The sequence below is a fragment of the Streptomyces sp. NPDC044106 genome, from assembly GCF_056433985.1.
Map to the genome: position 1 here is coordinate 285481 of NZ_JBWKFZ010000009.1, position 24133 is coordinate 309613.

At 71.0% G+C, this 24133-nt stretch carries 20 protein-coding genes and 1 pseudogene; 15 read left to right on the plus strand and 6 right to left on the minus strand.

All coding sequences use genetic code 11. From position 1 onward, the window contains the following. Positions 1 to 241 precede the first annotated feature (241 nt). The 8 genes from AC07DI_RS18635 to AC07DI_RS18670 all read left to right on the plus strand — a co-directional run bounded on the left by AC07DI_RS18635 (position 242) and on the right by AC07DI_RS18670 (position 6446). Positions 242 to 916, plus strand: coding sequence for a hypothetical protein (locus AC07DI_RS18635; protein ID WP_478905244.1), 675 nt, complete (start codon positions 242 to 244; stop codon positions 914 to 916). Next, entirely contained in the window at positions 913 to 1998 is a 1086-nt protein-coding gene (locus AC07DI_RS18640; protein ID WP_478905245.1) for a hypothetical protein, read from the plus strand. Before AC07DI_RS18635 ends, AC07DI_RS18640 begins: the two co-directional genes overlap by 4 nt. Positions 1999 to 2417: 419 nt before the next feature. Beyond that, the gene (locus tag AC07DI_RS18645; protein ID WP_384250676.1) at positions 2418 to 2732 is read left to right on the plus strand and encodes a hypothetical protein; all 315 of its coding nucleotides are present in this window, start codon (positions 2418 to 2420) and stop codon (positions 2730 to 2732) included. Beyond that, a complete protein-coding gene (locus AC07DI_RS18650; RefSeq protein ID WP_384250678.1) occupies positions 2729 to 3967 on the plus strand; it encodes a hypothetical protein in 1239 nt (412 codons plus the stop codon). The genes AC07DI_RS18645 and AC07DI_RS18650 overlap by 4 nt, the downstream gene beginning before the upstream one ends. Before the next feature lie 48 nt (positions 3968 to 4015). Further along, entirely contained in the window at positions 4016 to 4600 is a 585-nt protein-coding gene (locus tag AC07DI_RS18655; RefSeq protein WP_384250680.1) for a hypothetical protein, read from the plus strand. Further along, the gene (locus AC07DI_RS18660; protein WP_478905246.1) at positions 4600 to 5316 is read left to right on the plus strand and encodes a hypothetical protein; all 717 of its coding nucleotides are present in this window, start codon (positions 4600 to 4602) and stop codon (positions 5314 to 5316) included. Before AC07DI_RS18655 ends, AC07DI_RS18660 begins: the two co-directional genes overlap by 1 nt. Continuing rightward, positions 5313 to 5891, plus strand: coding sequence for a hypothetical protein (locus tag AC07DI_RS18665; protein WP_478905247.1), 579 nt, complete (start codon positions 5313 to 5315; stop codon positions 5889 to 5891). Before AC07DI_RS18660 ends, AC07DI_RS18665 begins: the two co-directional genes overlap by 4 nt. Positions 5892 to 6236: 345 nt before the next feature. Next, positions 6237 to 6446: a hypothetical protein gene (locus AC07DI_RS18670; RefSeq protein WP_478905248.1), complete on the plus strand. Its 210-nt coding sequence runs from the start codon at positions 6237 to 6239 to the stop codon at positions 6444 to 6446. An 84-nt stretch (positions 6447 to 6530) separates the two neighbouring features. Here AC07DI_RS18670 and AC07DI_RS18675 read toward each other — a convergent pair whose 3' ends face one another. Beyond that, entirely contained in the window at positions 6531 to 6830 is a 300-nt protein-coding gene (locus AC07DI_RS18675; protein WP_384250691.1) for a WXG100 family type VII secretion target, read from the minus strand. Positions 6831 to 7144: 314 nt separating this feature from the next. Between AC07DI_RS18675 and AC07DI_RS18680 the strand changes: the two genes are divergently transcribed. Further along, positions 7145 to 11947 carry an FtsK/SpoIIIE domain-containing protein gene (locus AC07DI_RS18680; protein ID WP_478905249.1) on the plus strand — a complete coding sequence of 1601 codons (4803 nt, stop codon included), beginning with the start codon at positions 7145 to 7147 and terminating at the stop codon, positions 11945 to 11947. 40 nt (positions 11948 to 11987) lie between these two features. Here AC07DI_RS18680 and AC07DI_RS18685 read toward each other — a convergent pair whose 3' ends face one another. Continuing rightward, positions 11988 to 13832, minus strand: coding sequence for a serine/threonine-protein kinase (locus AC07DI_RS18685; protein ID WP_478905250.1), 1845 nt, complete (start codon positions 13830 to 13832; stop codon positions 11988 to 11990). A gap of 530 nt (positions 13833 to 14362) precedes the next feature. Then, complete coding sequence (locus AC07DI_RS18690) at positions 14363 to 15250, minus strand: menaquinone biosynthetic enzyme MqnA/MqnD family protein (RefSeq protein WP_478905311.1); 888 nt, start codon at positions 15248 to 15250, stop codon at positions 14363 to 14365. 329 nt (positions 15251 to 15579) lie between these two features. Between AC07DI_RS18690 and AC07DI_RS18695 the strand changes: the two genes are divergently transcribed. Next, complete coding sequence (locus AC07DI_RS18695; protein ID WP_006138897.1) at positions 15580 to 15783, plus strand: cold-shock protein; 204 nt, start codon at positions 15580 to 15582, stop codon at positions 15781 to 15783. A gap of 154 nt (positions 15784 to 15937) precedes the next feature. On the opposite strand, the gene AC07DI_RS18700 is transcribed toward AC07DI_RS18695, so the two are convergent. Beyond that, positions 15938 to 16498, minus strand: a complete 561-nt coding sequence (locus AC07DI_RS18700) for a helix-turn-helix domain-containing protein (protein WP_478905251.1) — start codon at positions 16496 to 16498, stop codon at positions 15938 to 15940. A gap of 94 nt (positions 16499 to 16592) precedes the next feature. Between AC07DI_RS18700 and AC07DI_RS18705 the strand changes: the two genes are divergently transcribed. Together AC07DI_RS18705 and AC07DI_RS18710 are read left to right on the plus strand one after the other, a co-directional pair. Further along, entirely contained in the window at positions 16593 to 17378 is a 786-nt protein-coding gene (locus AC07DI_RS18705; protein WP_478905252.1) for an AzlC family ABC transporter permease, read from the plus strand. Continuing rightward, on the plus strand, positions 17375 to 17689 hold the full coding sequence (locus AC07DI_RS18710) for an AzlD domain-containing protein (RefSeq protein WP_478905253.1): 315 nt from the start codon (positions 17375 to 17377) through the stop codon (positions 17687 to 17689). Before AC07DI_RS18705 ends, AC07DI_RS18710 begins: the two co-directional genes overlap by 4 nt. On the opposite strand, the gene AC07DI_RS18715 is transcribed toward AC07DI_RS18710, so the two are convergent. Beyond that, positions 17655 to 19535, minus strand: a complete 1881-nt coding sequence (locus AC07DI_RS18715; RefSeq protein ID WP_478905254.1) for an AMP-dependent synthetase/ligase — start codon at positions 19533 to 19535, stop codon at positions 17655 to 17657. The genes AC07DI_RS18710 and AC07DI_RS18715 overlap by 35 nt on opposite strands. Before the next feature lie 115 nt (positions 19536 to 19650). Here AC07DI_RS18715 and AC07DI_RS18720 point away from each other — a divergent pair, with 115 nt between their 5' ends. Then, positions 19651 to 20877, plus strand: coding sequence for an AraC family transcriptional regulator (locus AC07DI_RS18720; RefSeq protein WP_478905255.1), 1227 nt, complete (start codon positions 19651 to 19653; stop codon positions 20875 to 20877). A 413-nt stretch (positions 20878 to 21290) separates the two neighbouring features. Here the strand turns inward: AC07DI_RS18720 and AC07DI_RS18725 are convergent. After that, positions 21291 to 21605, minus strand: a pseudogene (locus AC07DI_RS18725) (tetratricopeptide repeat protein); the annotation flags it as partial. 226 nt (positions 21606 to 21831) lie between these two features. On the opposite strand from AC07DI_RS18725, the gene AC07DI_RS18730 reads away from it, so the two are divergent. Both AC07DI_RS18730 and AC07DI_RS18735 read left to right on the plus strand, forming a co-directional pair. Continuing rightward, complete coding sequence (locus tag AC07DI_RS18730; RefSeq protein WP_384250716.1) at positions 21832 to 23019, plus strand: lipase family protein; 1188 nt, start codon at positions 21832 to 21834, stop codon at positions 23017 to 23019. A gap of 126 nt (positions 23020 to 23145) precedes the next feature. Beyond that, positions 23146 to 24132 carry a molybdopterin-dependent oxidoreductase gene (locus AC07DI_RS18735; RefSeq protein ID WP_478905256.1) on the plus strand — a complete coding sequence of 329 codons (987 nt, stop codon included), beginning with the start codon at positions 23146 to 23148 and terminating at the stop codon, positions 24130 to 24132. Position 24133 lies beyond the last annotated feature (1 nt).

The following is a 24133-nucleotide window of genomic DNA, read 5'->3' on the forward strand; positions in this document are numbered from 1 at the left end:
CTGCCGTGTCGCGGCCTCCCGCCGCCACCAGGGGCAACGAGAACCGGGGGTTCGGCGATACGCCCGGTCCCCCGCCCCGTTTCCGCCAGTCGGAGCCTCCACCGACCGGGCCCAGCGTCACGACCAGGTGACAGTCCCCTCGCATCAGGTGACTTGTCCCGCTATTGAGCCTGGCGGAATCAATAACCCCGTGGATAGCGTCTGCCCGTCGGAGACAACTACGCCCCACCGGGAGTCGACTGTGAACCGCCGCACCATGCCCGTCACCGCCGCGCTCGCCGCGACCGCAGCCTTGCTGCTGACAGCCTGCGGTGGTGGGAACGACGAGAAGTCCAAGGGCGACGACAAGATCGCCGGAGCGGACCAGGGCTCTGAGAAGCCGAAGAAGTCGGCCGACCCGGCCGCGGCGTCGGACGAGGACAAGCCGGACGGTGTGGACCTGTCCCTGCCCAAGGACATGAAGCTGGTCTTCGACTGGGACAGGCCCAAGGACAAGGACGAGGCGGCGGCCATGGATGACGCCGCCAATTACGTTCGCGCCATCTACCGGGGTGTCGACAAGCGCACCTCGAAGGAGGCGGCGGTGGCTGCGTACTCCACCGGTGACGGCCTGCATTACGCGAAGGTCCAGATCGACGACAGGGTCAAGGGCGGCTGGACGGCCACCGGCACCCGGCGCCACTACCGGGCCACCACGCGCTCCGCCCCCAACGGCAAGGCGGTGGAGGTCGCGTTCTGCGTGGATTCGAGCAAGTTCTACGGCAAAAAGATCAAGTCCGGGAAGGTCCTGAAGAGCAAGCCCAGCATCGAGGACTTCGACTACTTCAAGATCGTGATGTCCAAGTTCCCCACGGGTCAGGGCCTGTGGCAGGCCTCCAAGGTGTTCGTCGAGATGAAGGCGGAGAAGTGCCGGTGAACAGACCACGCCTCACATCCCTCGCAGCCGGCGCGGCGGTCCTGACGCTCGCCGTCACAACCGTCGGCCTCGCGGCACCGGCGTATGCCGCGGAACCCTCCAGCAACGGCAACGGAAGGAGCGCTGAACAACAAGGCGGAAGCGACGCCACCGGCATCTACGCCGCCGCGAAGGTCCAGTACTCCGGAGCCGTGGCCAAGGGCCGCAGCAGGGGAAACGTCTCCTCGACCGACGTCAACTGGGCGCCCCCACCCTGCTGGTACGCCCCGATGTACGGCGCCAAGCAGTTCAAGGAGAAGATGTCCAAGGAGCTCAAGGAGGCCGCGAACTCGCCCGGCATGGGCGGGCACGCGGGCGCGGCCATCAATCAGCTGCAGCGCCACTACGAGGACGACTACGGCTGGAGCGACACCCCCGGCTACAAGGACTACAACGTCGACAAGGACGGCGAGGGGATGTTCTGGGCCGCCGTCGAGAACCCCGACGAGCCGGACTACCTCAAGCGGACCTCGTGCAGCGACATCCCCTTCTGGGTCGACAAGGGGGAGGCCCCGCCGCCCCGGTACGAGCAAGCCATCAAGCCGGAAATGCTCGCCGCCCTCGCCTACCAGCGCATGGAGCTGCCGAAGACCAAGGTCAGCCTCGCACCCGACGGCACCACGAAGGTGAACCTGCCCACCTGGGCCTGGCTCGACAAGGCGGACTTCGGTGACGTGAAGGCCACGGCGGAGATCAACGTCCCCGGCTTCCACATCGAGGCGACTACGACCGCCAAGCCCAAGTCGCTCACGCTCGACCCCGGCACCGAGGACGCCACCATGCTCCCCGCCTCCGGGGAGTGCCCCATCGTCGGCGACAGGATCGGTGAGCCGTACGCGAAGGGGAAGGCGAAGGAGACCCCTCCCTGCGGCATCGTCTACCACCGCTCGAGCGGAGGCCGGACTCTCCCGCTCAAGGCCGCCCTCACCTGGGAGATCAGCTGGACGGGGACGGGCCAGGCCGATCCGGTCGGCATGCCGGACGGCACGATCGAGGTGACGCAGGACATCACGGTCGAGGAGGTGCAGTCGATCAACCGTTGACCGATGGCAGGCGGACGCCTGGCGCCCGGCGCCCGGTACTCAGTACTCGGCGCCCGGCACCCAGCCCCAATTCCGTGCCCCCGGTCACGGACGATTGGCATCTCCATGCGTCCATGCGTCCACGCGTCCACGCGTCCTGGCTGGCAAGGCACATGATTCGGCCCCGTCGTCGATAACGGTCCCGCACGACTCGTGGAGTTCGCGTAACAGCGCGGCCACCTTCCGTCCGGATAATGCCGCTTGACCCGTTTTCGGAACTGGTGGCGGCTTCAACCATGCGGTTATCGTCGACCTGCCGGAGCACCTACCAGTGCACCTGCCAGAGCACACTCGTACGCCGGGAAGACACTGACGTCGTCCCTTCACTGGGCACGAGCGTCGTTCCGCGGCCAACCGAATCACTTGCACGGGGGAGACAGATGAGTGGGAGAACACGCGCCGATCTGGACGTGATCAGGGAATGCTCGGAATCGTTGTTCAGGATCCACCGGGAGTTCAAGAACAACAGCAACCCCGCGGACGGATTCGACGACGCACTCGGCAGTGACAAGCTTCGTAACGTCTTCGACGATTTCTCGGAAACCTGGAAGAAGACGCGCAAGAAATTGATGAAGGACATCGAGCAGCTGGCCAAGTTCACGGACACGGCGGCCGACACGTACGAGAAGGTGGACCACGAACTCGCCGAGGCCCTCCGCAAGGCCCGCAAGGACGCGAAGAAGGGGAAGAAGTGACTGCGCGCCCGAGCGACTGGGAACCCCTGTGCAGCGAGGACCCCGTACCCGGTGATCCGTACGAGGTCGCGCGGCTGGGCAAGAAGCTGCGGAACATGGCCGACGAGATCGACAAGCAGGCCAGGAACATCGAGGCCCTGGCGTCCGTGGAGAGCTGGGACAGCGAGGCGGGGCGCGCGTTCCACGAGATCGCCGACGGGACCTCCGGACGTCTGAAGCGGTCGTTCGAGCGCTATGACGAGGCGGCCAAGGCGCTCGGCACCAAGGTCGTCGACGGCGGCGAGTCCAAGGAGTACGCCAGCGAACTCCACCGCGCCCAGAAGATCGCGGACAAGGCGCTGAAGGACTTCCGTGAGGTGGAGGGCGACCTCGGGGACACGAATACGCCGCTCAAGCCGGCCGGGACGAAACCGCCGTCGGACATGTCCGACACCGAGCGTGAGCGGCAGGCGAAGAAGCGGTCGGCGGCGCTGAGCAAGTTGGGCGAATGCCGGGGCGAGATCGATCGCGCCAAAGAGATCCGTGACGACGCCGCCAAGGCCGCGGCGAAACACATCAAGAACATCATTCATCACGACGGCGTCCGGGATCCCGGCGGATTCATGAACTGGCTGGCCGACTGGGCCGACCGGTTCTCCAATCTGTCGGCCATCTTCTCCATCCTGGCCGTCATATGTGCCTTCGTGCCGCCACTCCAGGTGCTGTTGCCCGTCTTCACCGCCCTCGCCGTCATCACCAGTGCCGCCGCGCTGGCCGGGCACGCCTACGACATGACCGCGCGGGGCGGGAAACTCAACCTGTTGAAGCTGGGCCTCGACGCCCTGGGAGTCATGCCCGGACTCGGGGCGCTCAAGGGATTCGGTGCGTTGAAGGGCCTCAAGGGCCTGTCCAAGCTGCGCGGGCTGCGGTTCAGCGGCTCGGGCGCCGCGGCCGGCGTCACGGACAAGTTCTTCAACGGAATCGCGGTGAAAGGGGTCAACGCCCTCCTCAAGAAGGCGGGCAAGCCCGCCCTGGACGGCGAGCGGATCACCGCGGGCATCAAGACCGGAAGTCTCGGCAGCGCGCTGTACAAGATCTTCACCGGCAAGGACGGTGCGGCCACCGGGGACCCGGGCGATCCGGCGCCGAAGCCGCAGGGCACCGTACCGCCCACACCGCGCCCCTCGCCCCAGCCGTCACCCACACCGTCACCCAAGCCGTCACCCAAGCCGTTCCACGCCGCGCTCGCCCACTGAGCCGTCAGTACTCGCCCACTGAGCCGTCAGTAAAGGAGCACGATTCACATGCCGGATGAGGAAGACAGCAATCGCGAACCCGGGCCGTGGGAGTACCGGGCGCGGGAAGGCATCATCAGGAAGATGATTCCCGGCGATGTCTTCGCCGCGGTGCCGGCCGCCCGGGAAGCCGCCGAGGCCGAGGGGCGCAGGCTGCACTTCGACTTCTTCGACGACGAAGCGGTCCTGAAGATGCTGCGCCTCCGCCACATCGACGAGGCCCAACTGAACAGCGCCGGAAAGAAGTTGGCGTGGTCCGCGGTGCCGATCCTCTTCGGCCTCTTCGCCTACTGGGGCGCATACGTCCAGTACTGGGAATCCGCTCGCAACCAGAAGCTCTTCTACGTGGCGGCCGGAGTCATCCTCGCCGGGCTCGTGCTGTACTTCGTCACGACGCTGATCCGCCAGTGGGGAAACCGCCCCCGGCAGAAGGTCCGGGCCAGGGCGGCGGCCTATCGCAAGGTCGCGCACATCGCCGCCGAGAACGGCGGTGACGTCCCTGCCTTCTACCCCCACTACGGGCCGTATCCCTTCGCCGCCAATTTCCACGCGGACGCCGACGAGCTGGAACTGCCGGACAGGAACAGGTTCTGATGAGCGTGGTGATATCGGACGGCGGGCCGTCCTCGTCCTCCCGGGCTGCGTCGGTCGCCGCCGCCACCGAGGGGGAAGTGATCAACGTCCGCTGGGTCATGCCGGAAGGGTTCTTCGAACTCCCCACCGAGGCCGACTCCATCGACGACCTCGCCGACCGGCTCATCCAGCTGGCCGAGGAGATCATGCCCAAGGGCACCCCGGACATGCAGTACCGGTGGGCCGCCATGTGCGTCGCCTCCTACGACGAGCTGGTCGAAGCAGGCGTGCAGTACGCGGGGTTCGTCATCACCGAGGTCGACGGCGTGCGCTGCACCGCGAACGTGAACCTCTCGCTCGTCGACCTGGCCGAGGAGGCCCGGGTCAGTCCGGTCCACAACACCGCGCTTGCCCTGCGGGGTCTCGGCCAGGGCGAGGTGGCCGAGATCGAGCTGCCCTGCGGCCCGGCCGTCTCCTGGGTCGGCACGCGCAAAGCGGTCATCGAGGCGGCCATCGCCCCCTCCGGGCAGGACGAGCCGTTCTGGACGTCCTTCATCAACGTCCAGGTGCCGCTCTCCAACGGCACCGCGGTCGTCCTGGAGATGACCACCCCGACCCAGGAGGGCTGGGACGTCTTCTCCTCCATGTTCGCCGGCATCGCGAAGAGCCTGACGCTGTTCGACACCGAGGGCCGTCCCATGGACACCCGCGGCAGGCTGCTGGAGATCGACGGGTGACCACCGAGACCGCCCCGCCGCCCACGAGCGACGAACCTCCCGAGGACTACCGGCTTCTGGTCCCCCGCGACTGGTTCCGCGTCGATCTCACGCTCGACCGCTGGCGGCCGCAGCTGAAGACGTTCGTCGACCAGCAGGCCGCCGGGCGGCACATGTCCGCGGAGGCACGGCAGGGCCTCTGGACCACCCTGCGCAACACCGCGGAGAGCGGGGTCTCGCAAGGGTCCCTGGAGCTGTTCCTCAGAACGGAGTCAGCCACGTCAGCCACTGCGGCCGCGACGCCGGCGACCTTGCTGGTGTCACTGCTCGCGATGCCGGGCGACCTGTACGCCACTCCGGACGACTGGGCGCGCTCCCTCTCCGACCGCAGAGGCAGCGGCACCGAGGTGACCGTCATCGACCTCCCCGCCGGCCGGACCGTCCGCGCCGCCACGGCGACGGCCCTTGACCTCTTCGTCCACATGCCGGGCAAGGCGGGCTACCTGCTGCTCGCGTTCACCGTGCCACTGAGCGGCATCAACAGCCCCATGGGCAGACTGTGCGAGGCGATGGCTCGGTCGCTGCGGTGGGTGTGAGGGGGGCGGGCGGCTGGGCCACGGGTCGTCTTCGGTGCAGTAGAAGTACAGCTCGGTGATTCCCGGTACGCCTCGAGGACCGGTGACCTTTCGCCCTCCGAGGCCGCCGGCCTCCCCGTGTCTTTGTGGCACAACACGGTGACATTCCGCCGAGCCATGACGGCACGTCAGGTTCGACGCGCCGCTTGATCGGTTCTGGGTGACGGCCCGCTTCAACCACCTCGGCGTGAATCTGGCCGCCACGACGGTCGCGACCCCTGTCGCCCTTCGCGTCGACGCGGGCACGGAGTTCGCGGATCCCAAGTCCTGCGAATACGACCTCACCAAGACAAGTCGGGTTATCGCGTGGACACTTCCAAGGCGCATTGCAACATCGCCTTCAAGGAATCCTCGGGCGACGGTTCCTACCCGCTGCAGGCCCAGGTCACCTGGAAGGTGACCTGGACCGACTCGGCGGACCCCGACGGCGCTCCCCAGAAGCCGACTCTGCCCGCGGGCCTGCCCACTTTCGAACAGGGCGTCACGGTCAAGGAAGTGCAGTCCGTCAACCGCTGACCCGCGTCAGGCCACCATCTGACCGTGAACCGAGGTAGGGGCGGCGGATGCATCCGCCGCCCCGGACCGCTCATGCCGAGTCCGCTACTTGCGCGCAGCCTTCCCCAGCTCGTCGTCGATCTGCTCGTACTTGTCCGCGGCGTTGGTCAGGTAGTCGCCCATGCCGTCCAGACCGTCGATGGTCTTCTTCGCGCCCTCGACGAACTCGTCGAAGTTCTCGTCGAACGCCTTCGAGGCGCTCTTGGTGACGAAGCCCGTCTCGACGAGGTGCTTGATGTACTTCTTCAGACCGTCGAGCTTCTCGTGGAGCTTGTCCTTCTCCTTGACCACGTGCTTGGCCGCGTCTCGCATGTCCTGATATGTGACATCAAGGTCCTTGGCCATGAGGCTCTCTCCTAATCAACTCGCCGCAGGGCCAACCCCCGTGGCTCCCATTACGCGGATGGTGCGATCTTCCGCTCTTGCGCCAGCAGCTTACGGGTGGGGCAGATGGGATCACAGCCCGGTTCAGTCACAGCTCTGCTATGAGCGACTGCGAAGCGGAGCGTGGGGTTTGGCCGGAGGACGGGCGGAGGGCGGGCGCCGTTTCGGGGAGTACCGCACACCGGTGCGCGAGGAGTCCGCGTGCAGGCCGTTGCCCGTGGGAAGGGGGGAGCGGATATCGTCAGGCGCATTGTTCAGCTCCGGGGAGGACGATCGTGCGCCTGACTCTGACCGTCGTCGATCCGTTCGGCGGGGGCGCCGCCGACGTGGTTCTCGACGCCGATCCCGAGTCCACCGTGCAGGACATCGCGGTGGAACTGGCCCGCCAGGTCGGCCACAGCGGGGCTCAGGTCATCCCGATCGGGCAGGGGCGGCACGTGCCGGGCGGCGGTGCCCCGGTGATCTACGTCGACGGGTACGCCGTCGACCCCGGCGCCACCGTCAGCACCTCGCCGCTGCGCGAAGGCGCCGTCGTCAGTCTCGACGACCCCGCCGGGTGCCTGCCGGGCGAGCCCTCGGGCCTGGTCGAGCTGCGCGTCGTGAGCGGGCCCGCGGCCGGTTCCGTGCACCGGCTCGGCATCGGGCGGTACGACATCGGCAGCGGGCCCGCCTCGTACATCCGTATCGACGATCCGGAGTTGCCCGCCCGCGCCCTGACGTTGTCAGTTGCAACCGACGGCACCTGCCAGGCCACCCTCCACGGGGACGCGAAGGACAAGGAGGGCGTCACCCTCGACGGCGATCCCTTCGGTGAGGAGAAGGAGGAGCCCGAGTACTTCGCGCCCGCCCCGCCCGAAGGCGAGTCCAAGAAGGAGAGGAAGGCGCGGGAGAAGAGGGAGAAGCAGGAGCGGAGGGAGCGGAAGGAGCAGCGGGAGGCGCGGGCCAAGGCCCGGGGCAAGGGGCGGCTCGACACCGTCGGCTGGCCCCTCGGCGCGCAGATCGCCCTCGGCAACACCCTCCTCGAACTCGTCAGGTACACGCCCCCGGACGCCGCCCTCAAGTGGTCCGAGGACGGCGCGGGGCTCGACTACAACCGGCCCCCGCGGCTGCGCCCGCCCGAGCGGCAGACCGCCTTCCGGCTGCCCACCCCGCCCCGGGAGTACGAGGCCCGGCCGCTGCCCTGGCTGATGGCGCTGTTCCCGCTGGTCGGCGCCGTCATCGCGGCGATGATCTTCAACCGCTGGTACTACCTGATCATGGCGGGGCTGAGCCCCATCATGCTGTTCGGCAACTACTTCATGGACAAGAAGCACGGGCGCAAGTCCCATGCGAAGCAGGTCAAGGAGTACAAGGAGACCAAGGCGCGGATCGAGAAGGACGCGCAGGACGCGCTGGTCGCCGAGCGGCTCGACCGGCGGCACGCCGTCCCCGACCCCGCGACCGTGCTCGCGATGGGCACCGGGCCCCGCACCCGGCTCTGGGAGCGGCGGCGGACCGACGCCGACCATCTGCTGCTCCGCTTCGGTACGGGGCAGCTGCCCTCCGAGGTCGTGCTCGACGACCCGGAGAAGGACGACCACCGGCGGCAGGTGACGTGGAAGATAGAGGACGCGCCCGTCGCGCTGCCGCTGAAGGGGCTCGGGGTCATCGGGATAGCCGGACCCGACGATTCCGCCACGGCGCTCGGCCGCTGGGCCGTGGCGCAGACCGCGACCCTGCACAGCCCGATGGACGTACAGTTCTACGTGCTGACCGAGAACACCTCCCGGGACAGCTGGGACTGGGTGCGGTGGCTGCCGCACGCCCGTCCCTCCGGCGGCCAGGACGTCAACGTCCTCATCGGCACCGACGCGGAGACCGTCGGCGCCCGCATCGGTGAGCTGACCCAGATCCTCGACGCGCGCGTGAAGGCCGTGGAGGAGAACAAGAGCCAGGGCGCCAACTTCTCCGACCCCGACATCGTCGTGGTGTGGGACGGATCGCGTCGGCTGCGCTCCCTGCCGGGCGTGGTGCGGCTGCTGCGCGAGGGCCCCGCGGTCAACATGTACGCGCTCTGCCTCGACACCGAGGAACGGTTCCTGCCCGGCGAGTGCCTGGCCTTCGTGGTCGCCGAACCGAAGCCGGACCCCCACGCGTACGCGGGCGGAGCGGCTTCCCACGGAATGCCGGCCTCCCACGGGGGGCCGATGTCCCACGGGATGCCGGTCCCCCACGGGGCACCGACCCCGCCCGCGCAGCCGGGGCACGCCCCCGGCGGCTTCCCCTCCTTCCAGGCCTGGCACACCACCGCGCCCGACCCCCACCGGGCCGGCGCCCCGCGCGAGCTGCGGCTCCGCGTCGAGATGAGCGGCGCCGAGCGGATCACTGACGTACGGCCCGACTTCGTGACCTCCGCCTGGTGCCTGCGCCTCGCGCGGGCCGTCTCCCCGCTGCGCGACATCAGCGGGGAGACCGAGGACTCCGCGCTGCCCGGGTCGAGCCGGCTGCTCGACGTGCTGCAGCTGGAGCCGCCGACGTCCGGCGCGATCACCGCCAGGTGGCAGGCGGGCGGCCAGTCGACGATGGCCGTCATCGGTGAGTCGTACGACGGTCCGTTCGGCATCGACATGCGCAAGGACGGCCCGCACGGTCTGATCGCGGGTACGACCGGTTCCGGTAAGTCGGAGCTGCTGCAGACCATCGTGGCCGCGCTCGCCGTCGCCAATACGCCCGAGAACATGACCTTTGTACTCGTGGACTACAAGGGTGGGTCTGCCTTCAAGGACTGTGTGAAGCTGCCGCACACCGTCGGCATGGTCACCGACCTCGACGCGCACCTCGTCGAGCGCGCCCTGGAGTCGCTCGGCGCCGAGCTGAAGCGGCGCGAGCACATCCTCGCCGACGCCGACGCCAAGGACATCGAGGACTACCAGGACCTGGTGCGGCGCGACCCCTCGCACCCGCCGGTGCCCCGACTCCTCATCGTCATCGACGAGTTCGCCTCCATGGTCCGCGACCTGCCCGACTTCGTGACGGGCCTCGTCAACATCGCCCAGCGGGGCCGTTCGCTCGGCATCCACCTGCTGCTCGCCACCCAGCGGCCCTCCGGTGTCGTCTCCCCCGAGATCCGCGCCAACACCAACCTCCGCATCGCGCTGCGCGTCACCGACGGCGGCGAGTCCAGCGACGTCATCGACTCCCCCGAGGCCGGGCACATCTCCAAGAACACCCCGGGACGCGCCTACGTGCGGCTCGGGCACGCCTCCCTCGTACCGTTCCAGTCCGGACGCGTCGGTGGCCGTCGCCCCGGCGCCGCCGACCCGGCCGTGCTCGCGCCCTGGGCCGACGCCCTGGACTGGTCCACACTCGGCCGCGCCTCGCTGGTGAAGCCGAAGGCCGAGGCCCGCGAGGAGGAGGAGATCACCGACCTGAAGGTCCTGGTCGACGAGATCATCGAGGCCAACCGGACGCTCGGCATCCCCGCCCAGCACAGCCCGTGGCTGCCCGCGCTCGGCGAGACCGTGCTGCTCGACGAGATCCCGGTGCCCGCGCCGCGCACCGCACCCGGCGCGCTCGCGCCCGCCGCGTACGGCGTCGAGGACCTCCCCGCCGACCAGGCGCGCCGCCCGGTCGTCGTGGACTTCGCGAGCTTCGGCCACCTGATGATCGGCGGCGCGCCGCGCTCCGGCCGCTCGCAGGTCCTGCGGACCATCGCGGGCTCGCTGGCGCGCACGCACTCCTGCGCCGACGTCCACATGTACGGCATCGACTGCGGCAACGGCGCACTCAACGCGCTGACCCGGCTGCCGCACTGCGGCGCCGTCGTCGGCCGCAACCAGACCGAGCGCGTGGTGCGCCTCATCAACCGCCTCAAGGGCGAACTCACGCGCCGCCAGGACCTTCTTGCCGACAAGGGGTACGCGGACATCGGCGAGCAGCGGGCCGACGCCGCCGAGGACGAGCGGCTCCCGCACCTCGTCGTCCTGCTCGACCGCTGGGAGGGCTGGCTGCCCACGCTCGGCGAGATCGACCACGGCTCGCTGACCGACGAGATCACCACGATCATGCGGGAGGGCGCGAGCGTCGGCATCCACATGATCATGACGGGTGACCGGCAACTCCTGGTGGGCCGCATCTCCTCCCTCACCGAGGACAAGTACGGGCTGCGCCTCGCCGACCGCTCCGACTTCTCGATGCTCGGCATCCCGGCCCGCAAGGTCCCCGAGGAGATCGCGCCGGGCCGCGCCTTCAAGAACGAGAGCGGCACGGAGACGCAGTTCGCGCTGCTCTCGGAGGACTCCACGGGTCAGGGGCAGGCCGCCGCCATCGCCGCGATCGGCGAGCGTGCCGCGGTCCGCGACGCCGACGTGCCGCGCCGGCGCCGCCCGTTCCGCGTCGACACGCTGCCGAGCCGCATCTCCTTCGAGGAGGCGTGGGAGCTGCGCGACCCGGACGCCTCGCGCTCCAAGCTGTGGGCGCTTGTGGGCATCGGCGGCGACGAGGTCATGGGGCACGGCCCCGACCTGGCGCAGGGCGTGCCCGCCTTCGTCATCGCGGGCCCGGCCAAGTCGGGGCGCTCGACGGTCCTGATGAACATGGCGCGCTCCTTCCGCGCGCAGGGCGTACGTCTCGTCGTCGCCGCCCCGCGCCAGTCCCCGCTGCGTGACCTCGAAGGCACCGAGGGCGTGCTGAAGGTGTTCACCGGGGACGACATCGACGAGGACGAGTTCGAGGAGCTCATCGACGAGGCGGACGCGTCGCCGGAGGACCCGGTCGTCGTACTGATCGACGACGCGGAGACGCTGGAGGACGCGGACGCGGCGAGCCAGTTCAAGCGGATCATCCAGCGCGGCAACGAGCAGGGGCTCGCGCTGGTCCTCGCCGGTGACGAGGAGGACGTCTGCAGCGGCTTCTCGGGCTGGCAGGTCGACGCGAAGAAGGGCCGCCGCGGCATCCTGCTCTCCCCGCAGGACAGTTCGAGCGGCGATCTGATCGGGCTCAGGATCTCGCGCAGCGTGGTCGGCGGGCCGGTCACCCCCGGCAAGGGCATGCTGCACCTGGGCACGGGCGAACTGGCCACGCTCACCACTCCGTTGTAGTCGCCGGGCGGGAATGCGGGAGCCGGGCGCCGCGCGCGCCTCACTCCACCGGTGCCAGCCGCGCCTTCGGATCCCCCGCCCCGGGATCGTCCGAGGTGTAGGTGAGGTTCTTGCCGTCCGGCCGCAGGTAGACCGTGTGGGACGACTGCGAGCACTGGCCGCCGTTGCCCTCCGCGCCCTTGCCCGTCGCCACGAGCTCGCTCTTCGTGGCCGACTTCAGGGTCAGGACGTCCGTGCAGGTGTTGCCGATCGGGTCCTTCTGCACGACCGTGCCGAGCCGTTGCCCCGGCTTCGCCTGCCGCAGGGTGACCGTGAACGTGCCGAGGGGCACCGTGCCTGCGTTCGCGTCGGCCTTGCCGCGCCAGGTGCCGAGGTACGCGCCGGGGACCCGGCCGCTGCCCGCGGTGTCACCCGGAGTGCCGGGCGCGGTCGCCGCCGGGGGCTGCCCGTCCTGGTCCTGTGACGCGTCGTCGTGGCCGCTGTCCGGCAGCATCCCGAAGACGAAGACCGAGCCGACGGTGACGGCGGCCATCGCACCCGCCACGGCGAGCGCCACCGTGCAACTCACCTTGCGACCCCGGCCGCTCGCGCCGTCCGGCACGGAGGTCGCGGCGACGGAGACGGAGAACCTGCCGGGCGGCCGGGTTTCCGCCGGGGTGTCGGTCCGGGGGCCCGGCACGGAGGGCGGGTGCGGGGGCGCGGTCGGCGGTACGGGGGGTGCCTGATCGGCGTACCTCCCGGGCGAGGAGTCGTACGAGGGGTCGTACGGCGGATGGAACGTCGGGGGGTACGACGGGTCCGGCGGCCCGAACGAGCCCTGCACGGCCGGGGTGTCGAACGCCACGGGCCCGGAGGGAGCGTTCACCGAAGCCTGCCCCGATCCGGAGACCGGCCCTGTTCCGGAGGCTGGCCCTGTTCCGGAGACCGGCCCAGAGCCCGCGACCGGACCCGAGCCCGAAGCCGCCCCCGTGCCCGGACCCGGCCCCGCCCCCGTATCCAGATCCAGCAACCGCACCGCGCTCCGGCTCACCCGTTCCACCACCTGCCCCGGCAGCCACCCGGACGCCACGAGCCGGGCCGCGCCCTGGGGCGCGAGACGGCGGGCGATCTCCTCCGGAGCGGGCCGCGCCGCCACGTCCTTGGCGAGGCAGGCCGCCGCGAGTTCCCTCAAGTCGCCGGTCAGCGAGCCCAGTTCCGGCTGCTCGTGGACGACCTTGTAGAGCAGGGCCGCCGACGAGTCACCGGGGAAGGGCGACTCCCCCGTCGCCCCGTACACCAGGACCGCGCCCAGCGAGAAGACGTCCGCGGCGCCCGTGACGCCCGTGCCGAGGATCTGCTCGGGCGCCATGTAGCCGGGCGAGCCGATGGACGCGCCGGTGGAGGTGAGCGACGCCGTGCCGTCCGTGGCCCGCGCGATGCCGAAGTCGATGAGGCGCGGCCCGTCCAGGGTGAGCAGGACGTTCGAGGGCTTCACGTCGCGGTGGACGAGCCCGAGGCCGTGCACGTGCGCCAGCGCCTCGGCAAGGCCCGCGCCCAGGACCCGTACGGAGTGCTCGGGCAGCGGTGCGCCCTCCCGTACCGCGTCCGTCAGCGAGGGCCCGGCCGCGTACCCGGTGGCGACCCACGGCACGGGCGCGTCCGGGTCCGCGTCCAGGACGGGCGCCGTCCAGTCGCCGCCGACCCGGCGCGCCGCGTCGACCTCGCGGCGGAAGCGGGCGCGGAACTCCTCGTCGAGCGCGAAGTGCGGGTGGACGATTTTGACGGCGACGGTACGGCCGCCCTCGCTGCGGCCGAGGTAGACCCGGCCCATGCCGCCCGAGCCGAGCCGGCCGAGCAGCCGGTAGGGCCCGATCACGGTGGGCTCGTCGGCTTGAAGCGGATGCATGACCTTGGCCTCCCCCAGGCGTGCCGCCGGACACCTCGCGTTCCTCAGAGCCTCTCTTTGAACCCCCGTCTGCGCCCCGGCGCCCGGCACGCGCCCTCGGCGCACGGAGCCCCAGGACAGGTGGCTCCGCCACATGACCTGGAACTCCGCACTCCGATCGCACGCACCGAACACCGCTGCGCCCGCGCTTCGCGCGGACGACGGGGGTTCAAAGACAGGCTCTGAGCACCGCGATCAGCGTAGTGCGGAAGTGAGCGGGAGAGGGGGTGAGGGAGCGGGTGAGGGGCGCACCCGCCCGGTTCACAGATTTCGCAGATCGCGCAGATCCATACCTTGCCGGTGAATCCGGACTTCTTTCCCCTCCCGCTATCCGGCCATTCGTTCACCGTGGTGATGCCCGAGTGTCGGCTGTGCTCAATCCGGACGCAATGAACTATTACGACGGCAGTGATATCCCGGGGCGGCCGTGAAAGGGCATGTGGGTGCCGGGCGGCGCCCCCCGATATCGCCAAGGCGAATTGCCGGACCGGTCACGGCCGCAGGAGCGACACTTCCACGTCCGCGGGGAAGCCCGCCGTCGGGCCGACCCGGCGGGCGAACTCGGTGACGCCCGCCAGCTGCTCGCCGCCGAAGCGGAAGTCGAGCGTCGTGAAGTACCGCTCCAGGACGCCTGCGTCGAAGGACTCCCAGCGCGCGGCCTGCTCGGCCACCTTCATGACCTCCTCCAGGGAGAGGTCGCGGGAGTTGAGGAACGCCTTGTGCACCTCGCGTACGACCTCCGGTTCCCGCGCCGCGTAGTCGCGTCGCGCCGCCCAGACGGCGAAGACGAACGGCAGGCCCGTCCAGTCCTTCCACATCTGGCCGAGGTCGTACACGTCCAGGCCGAGCCGCGGCCCGTCGATGAGGTTCGCGCGGAGCGCCGCGTCGCCGATGAGTACGGCGGCGTCCGCCTCCCGCATCATCAGCCCCAGGTCCGGCGGGCACGTGTAGTAGTCGGGCTGTACGCCGTACCGCTCGGCGAGGAGCAGCTGCGCCAGCTGTACGGAGGTGCGCGAGGTCGAGCCGAGCGCGACCCTGGCGCCGTCCAGCCGGTCCAGCGGCACCTGCGAGACGATCACGCAGGACATGACGGGGCCGTCGCAGCCGACCGCGAGGTCGGGGAAGGCGACGAGGTCGTCGGCGTTCTTCAGGAACTCGACGAGCGTGACGGGCGCGATGTCGAGTTCGCCCCTGACCAGCTGCTCGCTGAGCTTCTCGGGGGTGTCCTTGGTCAGCTCGAAGTCGAGGAGCGTCCCGGTCCGCGCGAGCCCCCAGTACAGGGGAAGGCAGTTCAGGAACTGGATGTGACCGACGCGCGGCCGGGGGGTGCGGCGGGAGCCGTGTCGCTGTTCGGCGCCTGCCCCCGCGGAGGCGTCCAGGGGAGAATTGTCCACATCGGGGAGGCTAGCCCCCGGACGGTGCGGCGCGCGGGCCGGGGCGCCGACGCGCCTGCCGCCGACCCCGCCGGGAACCGCGTCGTCAACCCCGTCGGAGGCCTGATCAAACCTGCGGGTGACGTGATCTTGCCCCCTATTGCATTCCCCTGCCTGCGTGCTAAGCTCGCCGCAAGTTGCAGTTTGGTTTCCCTTGCAGTACAGAGCCTGCGGAGCATGTAACTCCGTAGGCTCTCGTCGTTTTCAGACTTATGCAGTTGTTTAAACAATCGCTGGTTCTGGAGCAGGGCAACCCTTTGGCCCAAGGAGGGCTTATGGCTACCGGAACCGTGAAGTGGTTCAACGCTGAAAAGGGCTTTGGCTTCATTGCCCAGGAAGGCGGCGGCCCGGACGTCTTCGTCCACTACTCCGCGATCAACGCGAACGGCTTCCGCTCCCTTGAGGAGAACCAGGCCGTTTCCTTCGACGTGACGCAGGGTCCGAAGGGCCCGCAGGCGGAGAACGTCACCCCGATGTAATCGGGCGCCCCACGCGAGTGGGGCGTGTGGTTGCTCCGGTGACCAGATCCGGAGATTGACAGCAGTACCCAAGGAGCCCTGCTCCTCCGCGGTTGCGGAGGCTGCGGGGCTCCTGCCTTTTGCCGGCCGCGCGGTTCCCCGCGCCCCTGGCCCACTAGACGTGCTGCATGATCATGACGAACGTCGTATGCGGTTCCAGGGCCTCGTACGAGTGGGGGACGTCGCCCCGGTACGACATGTAGTCGCCGGGGGCCAGCTCCACCGTCTCGTCCTGCGGGCCCGCCAGGAGGCCGCCCGTGCTGATGATCAGGTGCTCCACCGAGCCGGGAATGTGGGGCTCGGACTCGCGGGGTGCGCCCGGCTCCAGGGCGCCGTGGTAGATGTCGCGCCGTACGCCGGTCGGGCCCGCCGAGAGCAGTGTGCCCGCGTACGAGGAGTTCTCGGCGAGCATGGTCGGGCCTTCGCCCGCGCGGATCACCGTCACCGCGGGCGCCGGCGACTCCACGAGGACGCTGAACGGCACGCCGAGCGCGACAGCCAGCGCCCAGAGCGTCTCGATGCCGGGGTTGCCGGACGCCGCTTCCAGCTGGGACAGCGTGGACTTCGCGACACCGGCGCGTTTGGCCAGCTCGGAGAGGGAGAGTCCGGCCTTGGTGCGCTCGCGGCGCAGCGCCGCGGCCACCCATTCGCGCGGCATGCGGGACCCGTCGGTCATCAGTTCTCTCCCAGCCCTCTCCCCGTTGCGTTCGGTAGAGCGGGCCGATCGTTCGTCTTGACGAACGCGACCCACTCCGCCCATCCTACGACCCATGCGTTCGCCACACCGAACAGATGACCCGTCCTGCCGAACGGACGACCAGGGGCCCGGTGGCCTCGTCCGCTTCTCCGACCTGCCACCCGGCGTCCTGCGTAACATCGCGCTCGTCTGGCTCGCCGACGCTGTCGTCGGCGTCTCCTTCGGCGCCATCGCTGTCGCGGGCGGGCTGCCCGTGTGGGTGCCGGTGCTCATGTCGCTGCTCGTGTACGCGGGCTCCGCCCAGTTCAGTGCCGTCGGCATCCTCACCGCGGGCGGCGGGCCGGTGGCCGCCGCCGCGACCGGGCTGCTGCTCAACACCCGTACGGCCGCCTTCAGCCTGGCCCTCGCCGACGACCTCGGCCGGTCCTGGCCCGCCCGGTTGATCGGCGCGCACCTCGTCACGGACGAGACCGCCGCGTTCGTCCTCGCCCAGCGGGGCGCCGCCCGGCGCAAGGCCGCCTTCTGGATATCCGGTGTCGGCCTGTTCGCCGCGTGGAACCTCAGCGTGCTCGCGGGCGCGCTCGCCGGGTCCGCCCTCGGCGACACCGACCGGTTCGGGCTCGACGCCGCGTTCCCCGCGGTGCTGCTCGCGCTGGTGCTGCCCGCGCTGCGCGGTGACAGCGCGGCCCGGCGCGCCTCGGCCGTCGGCGCCGTCGTCGCGGTCGCCGCCGCGCCGCTGCTGCCCGCCGGAGTGCCGGTCCTGCTCGCCCTCCTCGGCCTGCTGGCGGCGCGCCGCGGACCCCGCCGCCCCCGCCCCCGTCTCCGCCCCGGCCCCACCTCGTCGAGGAGCGCCTCATGAACGCCACGCTCGCCTGCATCCTGGCCCTCGCCGCGGGAACGTACGCCTTCCGTATCGCCGGACCCGTCCTGCACGACCGCGTCGAACTCCCGGCCCGAGTGCAGGAGTTGCTGACCGTCGGCGCCACGGTGCTGCTCGTCGCGCTGCTGGCCACCGGCGCGCTCACCGAAGGGCACGACTTCGCGGGATGGGCCAGGCCCGCCGGGGTCCTCGCGGGCGGGGTGCTGGCCTGGCGCAAGGCACCGTTCGCCGTGGTCGTGGTGGGCGCGGCCGCGACTACGGCGCTGCTGCGTCTGGCGGGGCCGAGCTAGACAGAGGTGAGGCCGGCTGGGCTGCGGCAGCCCAGCCCACCGGCCCCGGCGCCCCCTCCCCGCCCCCCGCGTACAGCTCCTCCACCACCCCCGCGTACCGCTCCGTCACCGCCTTCCTGCGCACCTTCAGGCTCGGCGTGAGCAGGCCGTCCGCCACCGTGAAGTCCTCCTCGACGACGGCGAACGCGCGGATGCGGGCGGGGCGCGAGACCGTGGCGTTGGCGGCGTCCACGGCCTCCTGGACCAGCGCCCGGACGCGCGGGTCGCGGGCGAGCGGTCCGTCCGGCGTCACCCCTTTCCGCGCCGCCCACCCGGCCACCTCCTCCGTGTCGAGCGTGACGAGTGCGACCGGGTAGGGGCGGCGGTCGCCGACCATCACGGCGTGGGAGACGAACCGCGAGGCCTCGATGGCCAGTTCACTCAGGGAGGGGGTGAGGTTCTTGCCGCCGGACGTGATGATGAGGTCCTTCTTGCGGCCCGTGATCGTGAGGAAGCCGTCCTCGTCGAGCTCGCCCAGGTCGCCCGTGTGCAGCCAGCCCTCCTCGTCGAGCGCGGCCCGGGTGGCCCGCGGGTCGTTGTGGTACCCGGCGAAGATCATGGCGCCCCTGGCGAGGATCTCGCCGTCGTCGGCGATGCGCAGCTCGACGCCGTCCACGGCCCGGCCGACGGTCCCGTACCGCACGGCGCCCGGGTGGTTGAGGGTGAGGACGCCCGCCGACTCCGTCATCCCGTACCCCTCGTAGAACGCGATGCCGCAGGCCCGCAGGAAGTCGACGGTGTCGGGCGCGATGGGGGCGCCGCCGGTCAGCGCCCACCGGACGCGCCCGCCGAGGGCCTGCCGGACCAGGCTGTAGAGGGTCTTGTCGGCGGCCTCGTACGCGTCCCTGAGCTCGTCGGGCAGCGCTCCGTCGGCGGCGAGGACGCCGATGCGGATGGCTTCCTCGAACCGTTCGCGTCCGCCCTCCCGCGCCTCGGCGAGGGACAGCACCACCGACCGCACCTTCTCGAAGAGCCGGGGCACGGACGGCAGATGTGTGGGGGACGCCTCGGCCAGTTCGCCGACGATGTCCTCCACGCGCCCGCCGAAGAAGGTGAGCGTGGCGCCGCCGATGAGCGCCCCGAACTCGATGAGCTGGGCGAGGAGATGGGCGAGCGGGAGGTAGAGGTACGTCGAGTCGCCGGGGCCGCCGTCGACCAGCCGCACGGTGGCGGCCTGCACGGCCAGCAGGTTGCCGTGCGTGAGCAGGCATCCCTTGGGCGGTCCTGTCGTGCCCGAGGTGTAGATGATGGTGGCCGGATCACTGCCGCGCCGGGCCTCGGCGCGCTCCAAAAGGGCTTCCAGCGGGCCGAGTTCACGCGGCTCGTCCGTCATCAGGATCACGTGCCGCACGCCCGGCAGCCGCCCCCGCAGCCGCTCGATCTTCGCCGCCTGCGCCTCGTCCTCGCAGATCACCACCGACGCGCCCGAGTCCCCCACCACCCAGGCGACCTCCGCATCGCCCGCCGTCGGATAGACCGGCACCACCACCGCCCCCGCCGCGAGGACGCCGAAGTGCGTGCGGGTCCACTCCGGCCGGGTCTCGGCGAGGACCGCCACCCGGTCGCCGGGACGGACACCCAGCGCGAGCAGGGTGCGGCCCACCCGGCGTACGGCGTCCCTGAGCCCGTCGTACGACAGCTCGACCCACGCCCCGTCGCGCCGGAAGCGCAGGGCGGGCAGCTCACCGTGGCGCCGCGCCGCCCACTCGGTCAGCAGGGCGAGGGTGGGAGGCAGTTCGGCCGGGGCGGGCCGGCCGGCAGGGGCGGGCACACGGGCCGTCGGCGGTTCTTTCCGCGTCTGCTGCATACGTACGACGCTAAGGAGCACGTCCGGCCGCCGGGATGACGGAAAACGTCAGCACCGCTGACCCCGTCGCTCACGCGGTGTTCTGGACCGGCCCCACCGGCGCTAACGTCGTGACATGGCCAGGCGGACGATCACCGTGCACCATGTGCGGGCCGTGCTGCGCGGCGCCGAGCGGCGCGGCGTGGACACCGTGCCGCTGCTGCGGGGGGCACAGATCCCGCCGCTGCTCCTCGGCGACGACCGGGCCAGGGTCACCGCGCCCCAGTTCGCGCGTCTCTTCAGGGAGTTGTACCGGGTCACGCAGGACGAGTTCCTCGGTCTCGGCTCCGCCGTCAGCAGGCCGGGCACATTCGCGATGATGTGCCAGGCCTCCCTGGGCTGCCGCGACCTCGGCGCCGCCGTCGAGCGGGGCACCACCTTCTACGGCCTCTTCCCCGGCGGCCCCGACCTCACCCTGGAACGGCGCGGCGGCGAGGCGGTGTTCGGTGTCCGCAACGACCTCGACCAGGACTATTTCCTCGCCGAGTGCCTCGTCATCATCTGGCACCGGCTGTGCAGCTGGCTGATCGGCCGCCGCATCCCGCTGCGCTGGGCCGAGTTCGGGCATCCGCCGCCGCCGCACAAGGACGAGTACGAGCTGCTCTTCGGCTGCGCCGTGCGGTTCGGCGCCGAGCGCACCGGCGCGGGGTTCGACGCGCACTGGCTGGACGCGCCGCTGATCAGGGACGAGGACGCGCTGGACGAGATGTTGCGCAAGGCGCCCTTCGAGCTGCTCACCCGGCGCGAGTACGGCACGACCGTCGCCGAGCAGGTGCGCCGCGTCCTCGCCCGCGCGCTGCGCACCTCGCCGCGGCTGCCCTCGCTCGGCGAGATCGCGGCGCGGCTCGCGGTGAGCCCGGCGACGCTGCGCCGCCGTCTCGCCCAGGAGTCGACGTCGTACCAGCGGCTGAAGGACGCGGTGCGGCGGGACGCGGCGATCGCGGGGCTCGCGGAGGGCCGTGAGCCGATCGCGGAGCTCGCCGCGCGGCTCGGCTTCTCCGAGGACACGGCCTTCCACCGGGCGTTCCGGCGGTGGACGGGGACGACGCCGGGCGCGTACCGGACGGGGACGGGAGCGCCCCCGTCCACCTCCTACGATTCCACCTCCTACGATTCCTCACCGTCCGCCGCGCCGTCGGGGGCCGTACCGTCGGAGGCCGGTGACGCGCCGGAATCGGGCGAGGCATCGGCATCGGCATCGGCATCGGCATCGGGCGAAGCGTCGGCATCGAGTGACGCGCCAGGGCCGGATGCCGCTCCGGAGCCGGATGGCACGCCGGACGCCTCCTCGCCGAACGGCTGAGCCCCCGCATCCTCGAACACCTTCCCGTTGAGCACCGCGCCGTCGCCCGGCACCGCCGCCTCGCCCTCCCGCTTGCCGAGGCGCCTGCTGGTGCGGCCCAGCGCGATCAGCACCGTGATCAGCGAGGTGGAGTTGCCCTCGATGCGCCGCGTGTACCGCACGGCCTCCTCGTAGGCGACGTGCGCCTGCGTCAGCATCTCCTGTGCGTCGTAGGCGTCGCCCATGTCCTTGAGGACGGAGGCGTACCAACCGGGGTCGCTCTCCCCGTCGACGAGCGCGAGCACGGCCTGGCAGGCGGCCACACCGTCCGCGAAGGCACCCTCGACCCCCAGGTGGCCGAGCTCCTCGTAGGTGAGCGCCATGTTGTGCAGGACCGCGGCCCGCCGCTCGGTGTCCACGATCTTGGGGGCCTCGGCGGCGAGCCTTTCGAGGACGTCCCGCGCCTCGGCCCGCTCGCCCATCGAGACGAGGGTGTTCGCGAGGGCGGTCATCGTGGTGGCGAGGTCGCCCGGGTTGTCGGCCCGCTGCTTGTACGTGACGGCCTGGCGGAAGTGCTCGGCGGCCTCCTTGTACTCGTGGGCGTCGCGGTAGGTGTCGGCGATGTCGTGCAGGATGATGCCGTAGACGCCCGGCGACTCCTCGGGGTCCGTCAGTTCGCGGGCCTCGTGGAAGCAGGCGAGCGCCTGCGCGAGGCGGGCGGGCTGCGGCCGGCTGATCTCTTCCGGCATGGCGGTCCTCCATTCGGAGTCGGGTGGCGGAGTCCCGCTCGCGTCCGCTCGTGTCGTGCCGGAGCCCGCGGCTCCCCCTCTGTGAACGTAGCGCCGGGGCGCCGCCCTGAACACCTGCGAGCCGGGGTCAACGAAGGTGAGCGTCCCGGTCAGCCGGAACTTACTCGCAGGTCAGTACGGTCGTTGCCGGACACCCCCGTCCCTCAAGGACAGTTGGGAGAGCCGCATGCACACACGTACCGGCGTCAGAGCGTGGGCCGCGGTGGCCGCGCTCGGCCTGTCGGCCGTCATCCCGCTCACCGCGGCGCACGCGGACGACCGCGAAAGCGCCGCTCCCTCAGTCTCCGGTTCCGCCGCATCCCCCGGAGACGTCGTGAGCGCCGAGCCGAGCAGCTTCCACCCCCTGCCGGGCCAGCCCACCAACACCAGAGCCTGGAAGATCCACTACCGCTCGACCACGGCCAAGGGCGAGCCGAACACCGTTTCCGGCACGGTCATCGTGCCGCAGGACGGCAGGAAGGGCCCGCGCCCCCTGATCACGTACGCCGTCGGGACCGTCGGCGTCGCCGACCGCTGCGCGCCCAGCGCCGGCTTCCCGCTGGGCACCACCGTGGAGGCCAACCTCATCCAGCAACTCACCCTGCGCGGCTGGGCGGTGGCCGTCACCGACTACGAGGGCCTCGGCACCCCCGGCGACCACACCTACACGGTGGGCCGCGCCGAGGGCCAGGCCGTGCTCGACGCCGCACGGGCCGCGATCCGGCTGCCCGACGCGGGCCTGGACGAGGACACGCCGGTCGGCATCATGGGCTACTCGCAGGGCGGCCAGGCCTCGTCGTGGGCGGCCGAACTGCACGGCTCGTACGCGCCCGACCTCCACGTCAAGGGCACGGCGACCGGCGGCATCCCGGGCGACCTGCTGAAGGTCGCGAAGTTCAACGACGGCTCGTACGGCTCGGGCCTGATCTTCATGGCGGCGATCGGCCAGAACGCGGCCTTCCCCGAGCTGGACCTCGACTCCTACCTCAACCCGCTGGGCAGGGGGCTCGTCGGCGCGATGAAGAACAGCTGCGTCGCGGACGGCTCGGTGCTCGGCTCCTTCAAGACCATAGCGTCGATGACGACGAGGAACCCCCTGGACCAGCCCGACTGGCAGCGGCGCCTGAACGAGTCGCGGGTCGGCACGGTCAAGCCGGACGCGCCCGTGTACCAGTACCACGCGCTCGCGGACGAGCTCATTCCGTACGGCGTGGGCAGGCAGGTCCGCGAGGACTGGTGCGCGAGGGGCGCGAACGTGGAGTGGCACACGGTGCCGGCCGCCGAGCACGTCGGCGGTGTGATCACGCAGTCGCCGTTCGCGGCGCAGTGGCTGGCGGACCGGTTCGCGGGGAAGCGGGCGCGGGGCAACTGCTGAGCCCAGGACCCCGGCGGGGTCGGGAAATGAGTGGGCAGCGTCGATTCATCCCCCTAGGATCTTGAGGTTCGCAGGGATTCCTGAGCCCGCCCTGCGGTGCTTCGAGAACCGGGGGGATGTCTCATCATGCCGACCACGCCCATACTCACGCCCCCGCCGGGCGACCCCTCGCTCGCCGACCCCGCGCCCGGCCCCGACTTCGTCACCCCCGTGGACAACGTCTTCGTCCGTGCCCATCTGGGCCTGCCGAAGATCGACCCGGCCGCGTGGACGCTGACGGTGGAAGGCCTGGTGGAGCGCCCCCTGCGCCTGGATCTCGCCGCACTCCTCGCGCTCCCCGCCTCTCAACTGACCGCCGTGCACGAGTGCTTCGGCAGCCCGCTGCGACCCGACACCCCGACGCGCGCGGTGACGAACATCGAGTGGACGGGTCTCCCCCTGGCCACGCTCCTGGACCGCGCGGCCCCCCTGCCCGCCGCCCGGCACGTGGTCTTCGAGGGCGCGGACGCGGGCTCCTACGGGGGCGACGACGATCTCACGTACGTGAAGGATCTCCCCCTGGAGACCGCGCACCGCGACGTGCTCCTCGCCCACGGCATGAACGGCGAGCCGCTGCGCCCCCGGCACGGGTTTCCGCTGCGGGCCGTCGTCCCTCGCATGTTCGGCACGAACTCGGTGAAGTGGCTGACCCGGATCGTGCTGACCGACGAACGTCCGCGGCACATGTTCACCACGACGCTCTACACGCGGACCCCGCGGGGCGGCGGCGAGGCGCGGCCGGTGCGCGAGGTGGACGTCAACAGCAAGATCCTCTCCCCGGCGGACGGTACGGAGCTGCGGCACGGCTCGCTGACGATCAGGGGCCGCACCTGGTCCACGACCGAGGTCGTCCGTCTCGACCTCTCCGTCGACGGCGGCCCCTGGGAACCGGCCACGCTCGACGCCCTGGGCGCCGAGCCGGCCTGGCAGGGCTTCTCACTGCGCCGTACGTTCCCGCCGGGCCCGCACACGGTCCGCTCCCGCGCGACGGACGCGGCGGGCCGCGTGCAGCCACCCCCCGGCGCCCGCAACTCCGTCCACGAGGTGGCCTTCACGGTGGCCGGGCCCCGCTGAG